This is a genomic window from Actinopolyspora sp. BKK2, assembly GCF_011291845.1.
Taxonomy (GTDB): Bacteria; Actinomycetota; Actinomycetes; order Mycobacteriales; family Pseudonocardiaceae; genus Actinopolyspora; species Actinopolyspora saharensis.
Genome location: NZ_JAANTE010000004.1, coordinates 187838 through 199855, shown reverse-complemented (window position 1 = coordinate 199855; position 12018 = coordinate 187838). Strand labels below are relative to the sequence as shown.

Here is a 12018-nt window from a genome sequence, read left to right as displayed (position 1 = left end):
GGTCCCCGGATCGGCGACACAACGTGCTCCCGAGGACGCGCTCGATGTGGTCCCGGCCCCGCGCGAACGCCCCTCCCGGAATCGTCGCCACGGGAACCCGGCCGAACCCGCACCGAGCGGAGATCGACCGTCAGCCGGCTCGGCGCAGCGCCCAGGCCTCCAGCCCGCGGAAGCCGGACACCTTGTTCGGTCCGAGCGCGATGAGCTCGAAGCGGGACAGCCCGCGCAGCTCGCTCGCGCACTCGCGGTCCACCAGCACCGAGGCGGGCCGCGCCAGGGTGGTGAGCCTGCTGGCTATGTTGACCGTGGAACCGTAGACGTCACCGAAGCGGGCCAGCACTTGCCCGCTGGCCAAGCCGATGCGCAGCGGGGGCAGTCGCGGTTCCTCGGCCACTCTCTCGTTGAGCGCCAGGGCGATCTCGCTGGCGTCCTCGGCCGTGTCGGCCACGAACAGCACCTCGTCGCCGACCGTTTTCACGACCCTGCCGTGGTTCTCGGCGATCACCCCGGTGACCAGCTCCTCGAAGGTGTCTATCAGCCCGGCCAGCTCGATCTCGCTGTAGTCGCGGATCAGCCTGGTGTAGCCCACGATGTCTGCGAACCCGACCACCAGGGTGGGTTCCTCGGCCCGGTTCTCGTCCTCGTTGAGCTCCCGGGCCGCGATGGCGGACAGGTGCCTTCTCCAGACGTAGTCCTGGAGGTGCTCCATCACCGGCAGGATCGCCTCGGCGACCTGGGCCGTGGTCTCGAGGTCACCGGTGAAGCTGTCCCCCAGCACGGACTTGAACAGCCCCATCTGCCACTCGGCCAGCCGGGACATCGTCTGCGCGAGCGAACGCGCCACCGCCGTCTCCAGCTCGGGAGGGATCACCTCCGCCGAGACGAGCCTGACGACGGTGCGCAACGCCGCGATGTCGAAGTCGGTGAACACCACGGCCTCGTCCGAGACGTGCGCGAACCCCATCGCCTGCCAGAGCCGTTCCGCCCTGGAAAGCTCCACACCTGCCAGCCGCGCGACTTCGCTCTTCCGATAGCGCGGTTCGCCACCCAGCAGTGATCGCTCCACCGGGTGATCGGGCGCCACGAAATCATCGTGCGGTTCGAACGACGAGCACATCACTCTCCGAACGTCGTGAGATCTCCGAGGGGACCGATCCCGAAATGCGCCCCTTCGACGTGTCCAGCCCACGGCTCCTCGACCACGAGCAACTCGGTCGAGCCACGTTCGGCCGCTCCGCTCGGCGACCCGACCGGCTCGCCGAGCACCGCCACGGTACCGACCGCACGCGCACCGGCCGAACGGGCGTGATCAGCGGTCGCGCGCGGACCGTCCTCGCCCGGTGCTGAACCGTCCACCCGGAAGGCCTCCCGTCCCGTCTCGTCCCCGGCGTGCTCGACCTCACGCCTGCTGTTCGGATGATACGCGCGAACGATCACCGGTTCGGCGGAGTCACCCGCGACCACCGCGCCTTCCCCCACGAGCGGGCTCCGCGCGGGCCGGCTCAACGGCGCGGAACGGCCTCACCCCGGCGGGCCGCCAGCAGCTGCAGGTGCACGCTCAGCCGTTCCGCCGGGTCGTCGAGATCGACACCGCAGATGTCGACGGCCCGGCGAACGCGGTATCGCAGGGTGTTCGGGTGGACGTGCAGGGCCAGGCTGGCCGCGCGCACCTCCCCGAAGGACTCCAAGTAGGACAGCAGGGAGCGGCAGAACTCCGTCCCGTTGTCCCCGTCGTAGGCGCGCAGCTTGGCCAGGCGCGGATCGCGCATCCGCTCGTTGTCCCGCAAGGTGGTCAGCACCTCGCTGAGCAGCACGCGCGAGCGGACATCGGCGATCGTGGCGACCTCGGTGCCCGGCTCGTGCCCGAGCGCGTCCAGGATCCGGTCCGCCTCGGCCCTGGACGAGGCCGCCTCCTCCAGGGTCGGCACGACCGAACCGATGCCCGCCTGCACCCTGGAGCGGAGGTGTCCGCGGGCGGCGGTGACTATCTCCTGGGTCAGCCCGGAAACGGCCGCCTCGGCCTGCCGCTCGGACAGGTCGGGCAGCAGCACGTAGACCCGGGATCCGATCGTGGTGACCAGGGCGCTGCGCCTGTAGGCGGCGGCGTGCACCGAGATCAGGCTGGTCATCTCGGCACGTTCCAACTCGATCTCGGATCGGTTGGACGCGCCGGTCTGCTCCCGCGGGCGCAGGGTGAGCACCACCACGGCGACGGGCTGGCGGAGGTCGGCACCGATGTTGGACGCCGCGGACTCCCCGTCGATCCGGTTCTCCAGCAGGCCGGCCAGCAGGTTCTCCCGGAACCGCGGTCCCATCGTCGACTCGGTCCGCTGGCGGATCAGCTGCAGCGCCGCGACCCTGGCAGCGCCGACGAGCGCCCGCTCGGTTCGCTCGCTCAGCGAGCGCCTCCCCTCCTGGACCCAGATCGTGCCCAGGGGCTGCGCCCCGGCGTGAATGCCCACGGCCATCCTGCGGCGGATCCCGAGGTCGGGGCGCTCCTCGATCCGGACGACCTCCTCCCCGCCGCGCAGGCGCTGGTACACCCCCCATTCGCGCAGCATCGCCAGGTACGACTCCGGACCGCGCCTGCCGAGGATGGACAGCCTGCGCAACTCGTCGACCTCGTCATCGGAGCGCGAGTAGGCCAGCACCCGGTTGGCCGTGTCCTCGATGCTGACGATGCCATCGGTCATCGCGGCCACCGTCTGCGCCAGCGAGAACAGGTCCCCCAACGCCTCCCCGACGTCGGGGTCACCGGTGATCCGCGCGTTGTCCAGGGCCGAACGGGCGAACGACTCCAGCTGCTCCCAGCGCACCCCGGGACGGACCCCGAGCAGGGCCACCCCCTCGTCGATCGCGGCCTCGCGCAGCGCGCGCACGTCCTGCTCCGCCTCCACCTTCACCGCCACCGCGGCGACGCCCGAGCGGGCCGCTCTCCGGACCAGGCGCACCGCCGAGCGGCCACGCGCTCCGATGACCAGCACCAGATCGCAGGCGCCCGCCCCGGAGTCCTCCTCCGGATCGACGATGACCACATCGCGCACGTCGACGTCGAACCCCGCGGGAGCGGCGAGCACGTCCACGAGCGGCTCGCCCACGGCGATCAGCAACTGCCGCAGCGGAACCCCCTCGGCCCCGCCCGCCGCGGAGGACTCGGGGTCCGCCGCCGGGGTTCGCGTGGGACCCGAGTCACTAGCGATTTGTTCGATCGGCCAATCCATTACCGACAACGATAGCCGCGCGCACAAGCCGCCGAACGGCCGGAACCCCTATTCTCGACGGGTGAGGGAACCGCCCCGCGGGGCGAGGTCACCGACCCGAGACGGAAGTCGCGCGAGGAGGCGCAACGGCCATGGATGCCATCACTTCGGTCCCCGTACCGGCCAATGAGCCGGTCAAGACCTATGCCGAGGGAACGGCCGAGCGACAGTCCCTGCAACGGCGCCTCGCCGAGCTCCGGGCCGAACCCGTGGAACTGACCATGACCATCGCGGGCAAGCAGCGCATGGCGAGCGGTGAGCGCTTCGACGTTGTGGAACCGCACAACCACTCCCACGTTCTGGGCGTCTGCGCGCAGGCCACCAACGAGGACGTGGCCGAAGCGGTGCGCGCCGCCAAGGACGCAGCCGCGGAGTGGACGGACACGCCGTTCGACGAGCGCGCCGCCGTGATGCTGCGCGCCGCCGACCTGCTGTCCGGCCCGTGGCGGGACACCATCAACGGCGCGACCATGCTCGGCCAGTCCAAGTCGGTGCACCAGGCCGAGATCGAAGCGGTCTGCGAGATGGCCGACTTCCTGCGGTTCAACGTGCACTTCGCACGGCGCGTGCTCGCCGAGCAGCCCAACTCCGTGCCCGGCGAGTGGAACCGCATGGAATACCGGCCGCTGGACGGGTTCGTCACCGCGATCACCCCCTTCAACTTCTCGGCCATCGCGGCGAACCTGCCGACGGCCCCCGCCCTGATGGGCAACACCGTGGTCTGGAAACCGACTCCGACCCAGCAGTTCGCCGCGCACCACACCATGCGGATGCTGGAAGCGGCCGGGCTTCCCCCCGGGGTCATCAACATGGTCACCGGCGACGGGCAGGCCGTCGGCGAGGTCGCGCTCACCGATCCGGACCTGGCCGGACTGCACTTCACCGGTTCCACCGGAACCTTCAAGAAGCTGTGGAAGACCATCGGGCAGAACCTGGACAACTACCGCACCTACCCCCGGATCGTCGGAGAGACGGGCGGGAAGGACTTCGTCGTGGCTCACCCCTCGGCGGACTCCGCCAAGCTCGTGACCGCGCTGGTGCGCGGAGCCTTCGAGTACCAGGGGCAGAAGTGCTCCGCGGCCTCCCGCGCCTACGTCCCCCGGTCGCTGTGGGAGTCCGGACTCCGCGAGGACCTGATCGCCGCGACCCGCGACATCAGCTACGGCGATCCCACCGACTTCGGTCACTTCGGCGCGGCGGTGATCGATTCCCGCGCCTTCGCCAAGCACAAGGCCGCCATCGACCGGGTGGCCGGCGAGCCCTCGCTGGAGATCCTGGCCGGCGGTGAGTACGACGACTCGGTCGGCTACTTCGTCCAGCCCACGGTGCTGCTGGGCACCGATCCGCACGACGAGGCGTTCACCACGGAGTACTTCGGCCCGATCATGGCCGTGCACGTCTACGACGACAACCGCTACTCCGAGATCCTGGACACCATCGACGAGACCAGCCCCTACGCGCTGACCGGGGCGGTCTTCGCCACCGACCGGGACGCCATCCAGCAGGCGCACCACCGGCTGCGCCACGCCGCGGGCAACTTCTACGTCAACGACAAGCCCACCGGATCCATCGTGGGACGTCAGCCCTTCGGCGGGGGGCGCGCCTCGGGCACGAACGACAAGGCCGGTTCGATGTTCAACATCCAGCGCTGGGTGAACCCGCGCGCGGTCAAGGAGACCTTCGACGCACCCACCAACCACACCTACCCGCACCAGGGCTGAACCCCGGGGCCCGTCCGGGAGGACGTTCCGGACGGGTCCAGCCCGCGTCCACGAGGAGACAAGATGCTGCGCACCACGATGCTGGCCGCGGCCCGTTCCAGTGCGGTACGTCGGCTGGTGGAGGCCAATCCGCTGACCCGGACGGTCGTCGACCGCTTCGTCGCGGGCGCCGACACCTCGGCGGCCATCGGGGTGACCGGTCGGCTCGCCGAGAAGGGCCTGCACGTGACCCTCGACCACCTCGGCGAGGACACCACCGACTCCAGGCAGGCGGACGAAACCGTGCTGGCCTACCAGGGGTTGCTCGCGGAACTGCGCCGGGCGGGCCTGGCGCACCGCGCCGAGGTCTCCGTGAAGCTCTCCGCGGTCGGGCAGCAGTTGGGCCCGGACGGAGAGAAGATCGCGCTGGACAACGCCCGGCGGATCTGCGAATCCGCGGCCGAGGCAGGCACCACGGTCACCCTGGACATGGAGGACCACACCACCACCGACACGACCCTGCGGACGCTCTCAGACCTGCGGGTGGACTTTCCCCAGGTCGGGGCCGTGCTGCAGGCCTACCTGCACCGCACCGAGCAGGACTGCCGCGAGCTGGCCCGCGAGGGGTCCAGGGTCCGGCTGTGCAAGGGCGCCTACTCCGAGCCCGCCTCGGTGGCCTTCCAGGACAAGCACGAGGTGGACAGGTCCTACGTGCGCTGCCTGCGTGCCCTGATGGAGGGGCAGGGCTACCCGATGGTGGCCACGCACGATCCACGCATGGTGCGCATCGCCTCCGAGCTCGCCGGAAGCGCCGGACGCGCGAAGGACAGCTACGAGTTCCAGATGCTGTACGGCATCCGTCCCGCCGAGCAGCAGCGCATGGCGGAGGACGGTGAGCGGCTGCGAGTCTACGTGCCGTACGGCCAGGAGTGGTACGGCTACTTCATGCGCAGGTTGGCGGAGCGCCCCGCCAACATCGGGTTCTTCCTGCGTTCCCTGCTCACCCGCTGAAAGCCCACCCGTCGAAACGCGTCCGTCGACGGGCGGGCGCGTTCGGCGCTCGCGGCGGCTCCGCGACGCGACGTCCCCGGGGGAGGATGCCCGCTTCACGCGGTCAGCGGGATTCGGCGCTCCCGCCGTGGTAGCGAACGTGCAGCTCGCGCACCCGATCGACGAGTTCGGGAACCGGCCCTTCCACCCGGACCCGCGGGGCCACTTCCCCCACCGGCAGTGCGGCCACCGGGGAAGCGGCCGCGCCCAGTTCGTCCAACCACTCGACCAGCTGCGCCGAGGAGACGACGTAGACGATCCGTCCCAGACCGACCCACCCGTGGGCGGCGGCGCACATCGGGCAGTGCTCACCGGAGGTGAACACGGTGGCCGCCGCTCGCTGCGGTCGCGTCAGGTTCTCGGCCGCCCAGCGGGACAGGGCGAACTCGGGATGTCGTGTGTCGTCCCCGCCCGAGACGCGATTGCGGTCCTCGGCGAGCACAGTTCCGCCTGCGTCCACGAGTACCGAACCGAACGGTTCGTCCCCGGCGCGCAGCGCCTCCTCCGCCAACTCCGCGCACCGACGCAGGTGCTCGAACTCGTGCTCCGAAACGGTGGACATGCCGCGGAGGATACGGACATCCGGGAACTCACACAGCTGGGCGAGCATCCGGATGATGTGCTACTCGGTCGCCCGGAACCAACACGGGCGCGTGGTGCGCGATGCTGGGATCGAACCAGCGACCTCTACCGTGTCAAGGTAGCGCTCTCCCGCTGAGCTAATCGCGCGAGGCGGAGGCGGGAATCGAACCCGCGTACAGGGCTTTGCAGGCCCTTGCCTAAGCCACTCGGCCACTCCGCCGAATCCACCCTTCGGCCGGAGGCCGGAACCGGGTGGCACCAGAGCGGATGACGGGATTCGAACCCGCGACCCTCAGCTTGGCAAGCTGATGCGCTACCGCTGCGCTACATCCGCGTTCACGACGGGACCGAAGATCCGGCTCGGCCGTTCCGCCGTGTTGCACCAAAGACTCTAGACCACGCGCTGAACGGCGATCAAACCGGGGGGCCTGTTCCACGACCACGGCCCCGCCGGAGCCGCCCCTCCGCGCCGGAAATCACGAGAGGTCGTGCGGAAGAAGCCTGGTCAGCGCCTCGTCGATGCTGACCCACAGGCTCTCGTTACCCGGCACGACCACGTCGTAGGTGCGGTCGAGAAAGTCCGCCAGCTCCTGGGCCGACGCCTCGAAGACGGCGTGACCGGAGGGCGAACTGAGCTCGATCACCACCACCTCCGGGTCGTCCGCCGCGGGGCGAATGGCCACGTCGCCCTCGCCCGCGTAAGCGATCAACCCGTCGGCCAGCAGATCACGCGCGAAGACCCACTCGACCCATCCCGCGCGGCCGGTGCGGAACGCGGCCACCACGGCGTACGGATCGCGGGTGTCGTAACGCAGTTCCACCTGAACGGGCACAGCAGGCGTCTGCGGCGCCAGCAGGTCGAACACCGCTGTCGAGCGAAGAGTCACATGATCGTTGCGCATCGTCCTCGCCTTTCTTGCTCCCTCCCGGTCTCTGTGAAAATCGACCGAGCAACACAGTTGTGACGGCTGTCCGGGTTCGTTCGCTCGCCACTCACGAACAGATCACCCACACGGGGGAAAATTAATTCGCTGAGCTACCAGTGAACTCCGCAGAGTAACCGACAACCCAGGTGGCCGAGGCGGCTCCCCGAGATTCATCAACACGGCTCTCACCGCCCGACATCAACGAGGAAAACCACCGAGTGCGCTGACCACGTATTCGGGAACCACACCGGTTCCGATATCAACGTGATACTTCCTTTCGGATCTCACACCCACACACGACCGTTCAACGGCCGGATATGGCACGAACCCGTTGTCAACACCCCGAAACGACCATCGCAGCACTCGAAATCACGATCCGTCTTCCACGGCCACCACGGGGCGCTGCTTTCAGGATAGTCGATACTCATACGGCGGGCCGTTTCACACAAGTGCCCCAGGAGAGGCACACCACAAACATTCACCGAAACGGGCGAATATCAAATACTCCGAAGTCGCGCTCTCACGCCTGAAACGCCCTCCGAAAAAGAGATCGGGGTCACATTGTGAGATGGCCTGCTCCGCTCCCGCCGAGATCGGAGCGAGCCCCGACGAACGAGCGCTACCCTCGGGGTACGCCCGACGGAGAGCCTCGCTCACCGGCCCGGCACCCACCCCGGCCGCCTCTTCCTGGGAGCGCCGGGCGGCGGAACGACCGACACCGTCCACCCTACGGGGAGGCGGCACTGCAGTAAGCTGAGAGACATTGAGGAAGCGGCCGCTCGCCCGCGGGAGCGACCGGTGGAGAAGACCCCTGAAGCTGGCAGGTGTGTTCTGAGCAGGACGGCGGGACCCGACTCGCGACAAAACCGGGCAACCCCTCAGGGAGCCACTTCGTCCCTGCGCACCAGGCTGCACGAGCTGCGTGAGCACTTACGGGCACGCAGGGAGCGGATTCGCGCCAGGCGCGGGCTGAACGCGCTGTACCGCTTCACCCTGGGGTTGACCGGCGGATTGGTGCTCGTCGTCGGCATCGTGATGATTCCCTACCCCGGACCGGGGTGGTTGTGCGTTTTCGCAGGACTGGGACTGCTGGCCACCGAGTTCGCCTGGGCGCACCAGGTGAACATGTTCGCCAAGCACCACTACCAGCGTTGGGTCGGCTGGCTCTCCCGCCAGCACCTCCTCGTCAAGCTGGCGGTCATGGCAACCACCTGCCTGATCGTGCTGGCCACCCTCTGGCTGATCGGAGCGTTCGCCCTGGTCGGAAACCTGTTCGGCCTGGACTGGCCGTGGTTGACCTCCCCCCTGTTCAGCCCCTGAGAGCGATCGTGTAAGCTTTTGGTTGTCGCTGACAGGGGACAACGAAGACCAACAGAACACGGGCGATTAGCTCAGCGGGAGAGCGCTTCGTTCACACCGAAGAGGTCGCTGGTTCGATCCCAGCATCGCCCACGCGCACGATTCGGCCGCTCGGGAGCACTTCCGGGCGGCCGGATTGTTATCATTTTCACCACGGCCCATCGAAACCCCACGGCCCATCGAAACCGGGGCACTCCGAAATTGCCGCCCCCTCCGGTGCGGACGGGTGCCGGCTCCCGCATTTCGCCGACCGCGTCGCGCCCCACCGGCGATCCCGCGCCAACGCAGCGAGACCACCCACGCCTTTCCGTGATCCGCGTTCCCGCGATTCCACGGGACGAGGAGCGCGGTGAGCGCTTCCCGGGAAATCGGCACCGGGGCGCATTTTCGAACGGTCGCGCACTTTCCGTGCTCGACCGAACACGAAAGGTTAACACCGCTTCCCCTCGGAAGTGATTCCAGCCTCCGCGCGGACGAATCACCCGGGCGGCGGACCCGACCGGAACCCCGCTGCCGAGCAGCTCCCCGCACCCCGCACGAGCGGAGCGGAGTGACGACGCGCTCCCGCTCGATCCGATCGAGCGGATGATCTCGGCCGATCGGCCGATAGCTCCCGGCCGAATTACTGATCCCGCGGAGGAGGACCTCCTCCAGACTGGGCGCATGAACGAATCCGCTCCCCGCACGCACCGGGAACCGCCGGGCGGCACGCAAGCGTCGCCCGAGCGAGCCCCCTCGAGTTCCACAGCCGAGCCTCCCACCGCCCGGGCCGGCGGATCGACGACGAACTCCACGACGAGGATGACCGAGCTCGATGCGCTGCGCGGTTTCGCCCTCTGCGGCATCATATTCGTCAACGTCCCCGGGGTCATGCACATGACCGGGACAGTCGACGGTGCGGTCCAGCCTGTCAGGCACGTGCTGGACCTGCTCGTCCAGCAACGCTTCTTCCCCCTGTTCTCGCTTCTTTTCGGCATCAGCTTCGCTCTGATGCTGCGCAGCGCACGAGACGGGCACAGCCGCTCAGAAGCGGTTCTGGCCAGAAGACTGCTGTTCCTCGTCGCTCTCGGTGCCCTGCACCACCTGTTGCAGCCGGGAGAGGCGCTGCTGTACTACGGGATCGGCGGACTCGTTTTCCTCCTGCCGCTCACCCGAGCTCCGCTTTGGCTCAACGGCCTGCTGGCAGGTGGCCTGACCGTCGCGGGCGTCACTCTCACCAGCGGTGGAATCGCCCTCGTTCCCGGGTTGCTGCTCGCGGGATTCGTCATCGGGCGAACCGGTCTGCTGCACCGGACGAGGCAAAGCACCACCGGACTCGCCACCGCCTTCTGCGTGTCGCTCCTACTGGCCACCAGTGGTCTGCTCTGGCAGGAGCAGGAGCCGCTCTCCGCCGGATTCACCCGCTCTTCCGCGATCGCCGGACTGTGCCTGGCCGCGGTCTACTCCACCGGCCTGCTGCTCGTGCTCCGCACGCCAACGGGCAGGTGGCTCTCCGACGTCTTGGAACCGCTGGGGAGAACGGCGCTGACGAACTACGTGGGCGCCACTCTGATATTCGTTCCGACCGGTCATCTGACCGGCCTGTGGCAGTCGAGCCACTGGGGCGGGTTGCTGGGACTGTGCGCCGGGATCCTGGCCGTGCAAGCTATCGCGAGCAACCTGTGGTTGAAGAAGTTCCGCTACGGTCCGCTCGAGTGGGTCTGGCGATGGGTCACCTGGTGGCATCCGGTCCCCCTGCGCAAGGACACTTCGTCGGCTCGATTCGCGTGAGTGGTTCCGATGATCGGCCCCGGAAGCTCGCTCCCCGAACCGCGCGAGCTCTCCCCATCGGGGGCTGGCGGCCGTCCGAGGCCCCGCGGCGGTTCGGGTCCGCTTTTCCCGAGCGGACGACTCGGCGAAGATGTGCGGCATGACAGCCACCAGGGACGTGACGGTCGTCGGCGGAGGAATCGTCGGGCTGGCCACCGCCTACGCCCTCGCCATCACGGGGGCCGGAGGACGCGGAAACACGAGGGTCACCGTCATCGACAAGGAGCCCGCGTGGGCGGCGCACCAGAGCGGGCGGAACTCCGGGGTGATCCACAGCGGCCTGTACTACAGCCCGGGCAGCTCCAAGGCACGACTCGCACGGGCGGGCGGCGAACAGATGTACGAGTTCTGCGCTCGTCACGGGGTGCCCGCCGAACGAACCGGCAAGGTGGTGGTGGCCACCGAGACGCGCGAACTGCCCGCTCTGGAGGAACTCGCCCGCCGCGGCAGGGCCAACGGGGTCGGTGTCCAGGAGCTGGACGGTGCGCAGCTGCGGGAGCGCGAACCCGAGATCAGCGGTATCCGAGCGCTGTTCGTCCCCGAGGCGGGTGTGACGGATTTCGCCGCGGTGTGCCGCAAGCTGGCCGAGCTGCTGGCCGAGGCCGGTGTGGAGCTGCGCGCGGGGACGGAGCTGCTGAGCAGCACGTCGAGAGGTGACGAGCTGGTCCTGACCACCACCTCCGGAGAGATCCGCACTCGGAGGGCGGTCAACTGCGCCGGGTTGCACAGCGATCGGGTCGCCCACCTGGCCGGTGGCGACGTCCCGGTGCGGATCCTGCCCTTCCGGGGCGAGTACTACGAGGGCTCCACCTCCAGTGACCTCGCGGTGCGCTCGCTGGTGTACCCGGTCCCGGACCCGGCCTTTCCGTTCCTCGGGGTGCACCTGACCCGGATGCTCGACGGAAGCCTGCACGTGGGGCCGAACGCCGTGCTCGCCCTGGCGCGCGAGGGCTACGGCCGGCGGGACTGGTCCGCCGCCCACCTCCGCGAACTCGCGGGGGATCCGGGGCTGCGCTCCCTGGCGCGCAGGTACTGGCGCCCCGGTCTCACCGAGGTGGCCCGCTCGCTGGTCAAACCGCTGTTCGTGCGCGCCGCCCGCAAGCTGGCCCCGCGCGTCGGCTCCGCCGATCTGGTCCCCGCCCCCGCCGGGGTGCGGGCGCAGGCGGTCCGGCCCGACGGGACGCTGGTGGACGACTTCCTGCTCACCGAGGACGCCCACTGGGTGCACGTGCTCAACGCGCCGTCTCCGGCGGCCACCGCTTCCCTGCTGATCGGTGAGGAGATCGCCGCCCGCATCCGGCACAAGACACCGGACTGAGCCTGCGCCGCGCG

General features: G+C 69.1%; 10 protein-coding genes and 4 tRNA genes. 6 read left to right on the top strand and 8 right to left on the bottom strand.

All coding sequences use genetic code 11. The annotated features are described in order from the left end of the window. Positions 1 to 130 precede the first annotated feature (130 nt). From G9Q41_RS10500 to G9Q41_RS10490, 3 genes are read right to left on the bottom strand one after another with little or no spacing between them, the layout of a single operon-like run. Positions 131 to 1084, bottom strand: coding sequence for an adenylate/guanylate cyclase domain-containing protein (locus tag G9Q41_RS10500; protein WP_245695547.1), 954 nt, complete (start codon positions 1082 to 1084; stop codon positions 131 to 133). A gap of 32 nt (positions 1085 to 1116) precedes the next feature. Beyond that, on the bottom strand, positions 1117 to 1479 hold the full coding sequence (locus G9Q41_RS10495; RefSeq protein WP_242687335.1) for a universal stress protein: 363 nt from the start codon (positions 1477 to 1479) through the stop codon (positions 1117 to 1119). A 23-nt stretch (positions 1480 to 1502) separates the two neighbouring features. After that, positions 1503 to 3221, bottom strand: coding sequence for a helix-turn-helix domain-containing protein (locus G9Q41_RS10490; protein ID WP_242687334.1), 1719 nt, complete (start codon positions 3219 to 3221; stop codon positions 1503 to 1505). Positions 3222 to 3352: 131 nt separating this feature from the next. Here G9Q41_RS10490 and pruA point away from each other — a divergent pair, with 131 nt between their 5' ends. After that, entirely contained in the window at positions 3353 to 4981 is a 1629-nt protein-coding gene (gene pruA / locus G9Q41_RS10485) for an L-glutamate gamma-semialdehyde dehydrogenase (protein WP_165632650.1), read from the top strand. Between the two features lie 63 nt (positions 4982 to 5044). Further along, a complete protein-coding gene (locus G9Q41_RS10480; RefSeq protein WP_092520319.1) occupies positions 5045 to 5971 on the top strand; it encodes a proline dehydrogenase family protein in 927 nt (308 codons plus the stop codon). Between the two features lie 103 nt (positions 5972 to 6074). Here G9Q41_RS10480 and G9Q41_RS10475 read toward each other — a convergent pair whose 3' ends face one another. The 5 genes from G9Q41_RS10475 to G9Q41_RS10455 all read right to left on the bottom strand — a co-directional run bounded on the left by G9Q41_RS10475 (position 6075) and on the right by G9Q41_RS10455 (position 7494). Next, positions 6075 to 6572, bottom strand: coding sequence for a nucleoside deaminase (locus G9Q41_RS10475; RefSeq protein ID WP_092522469.1), 498 nt, complete (start codon positions 6570 to 6572; stop codon positions 6075 to 6077). Positions 6573 to 6664: 92 nt separating this feature from the next. Next, positions 6665 to 6739 (bottom strand) — tRNA-Val (locus G9Q41_RS10470). A 1-nt stretch (position 6740) separates the two neighbouring features. After that, positions 6741 to 6812 (bottom strand) — tRNA-Cys (locus tag G9Q41_RS10465). A 42-nt stretch (positions 6813 to 6854) separates the two neighbouring features. Then, positions 6855 to 6926, bottom strand: a tRNA-Gly gene (locus G9Q41_RS10460). Positions 6927 to 7068: 142 nt separating this feature from the next. Beyond that, positions 7069 to 7494: an SsgA family sporulation/cell division regulator gene (locus G9Q41_RS10455; protein ID WP_017976071.1), complete on the bottom strand. Its 426-nt coding sequence runs from the start codon at positions 7492 to 7494 to the stop codon at positions 7069 to 7071. 822 nt (positions 7495 to 8316) lie between these two features. On the opposite strand from G9Q41_RS10455, the gene G9Q41_RS10450 reads away from it, so the two are divergent. The 4 genes from G9Q41_RS10450 to lhgO all read left to right on the top strand — a co-directional run bounded on the left by G9Q41_RS10450 (position 8317) and on the right by lhgO (position 12004). Next, entirely contained in the window at positions 8317 to 8838 is a 522-nt protein-coding gene (locus tag G9Q41_RS10450; protein ID WP_347567525.1) for a TIGR02611 family protein, read from the top strand. 60 nt (positions 8839 to 8898) lie between these two features. After that, positions 8899 to 8970, top strand: a tRNA-Val gene (locus G9Q41_RS10445). A 708-nt stretch (positions 8971 to 9678) separates the two neighbouring features. Further along, entirely contained in the window at positions 9679 to 10647 is a 969-nt protein-coding gene (locus G9Q41_RS10440; protein ID WP_242687333.1) for a DUF418 domain-containing protein, read from the top strand. Positions 10648 to 10786: 139 nt separating this feature from the next. Continuing rightward, a complete protein-coding gene (gene lhgO, locus G9Q41_RS10435; RefSeq protein ID WP_092520316.1) occupies positions 10787 to 12004 on the top strand; it encodes an L-2-hydroxyglutarate oxidase in 1218 nt (405 codons plus the stop codon). The last annotated feature ends 14 nt before the right edge of the window (positions 12005 to 12018 follow it).

Bases quoted from the DNA above. Each gene is read 5' to 3' on its own strand.
- G9Q41_RS10440 (WP_242687333.1), top strand. From the start codon at position 9,679: ATGACCGAGCTCGATGCGCTGCGCGGTTTCGCCCTCTGCGGCATCATA.
- lhgO (WP_092520316.1), top strand. From the start codon at position 10,787: ATGACAGCCACCAGGGACGTGACGGTCGTCGGCGGAGGAATCGTCGGG.
- G9Q41_RS10490 (WP_242687334.1), bottom strand. From the start codon at position 3,221: ATGGATTGGCCGATCGAACAAATCGCTAGTGACTCGGGTCCCACGCGA.
- pruA (WP_165632650.1), top strand. From the start codon at position 3,353: ATGGATGCCATCACTTCGGTCCCCGTACCGGCCAATGAGCCGGTCAAG.
- G9Q41_RS10455 (WP_017976071.1), bottom strand. From the start codon at position 7,494: ATGCGCAACGATCATGTGACTCTTCGCTCGACAGCGGTGTTCGACCTG.
- G9Q41_RS10480 (WP_092520319.1), top strand. From the start codon at position 5,045: ATGCTGCGCACCACGATGCTGGCCGCGGCCCGTTCCAGTGCGGTACGT.
- G9Q41_RS10475 (WP_092522469.1), bottom strand. From the start codon at position 6,572: ATGTCCACCGTTTCGGAGCACGAGTTCGAGCACCTGCGTCGGTGCGCG.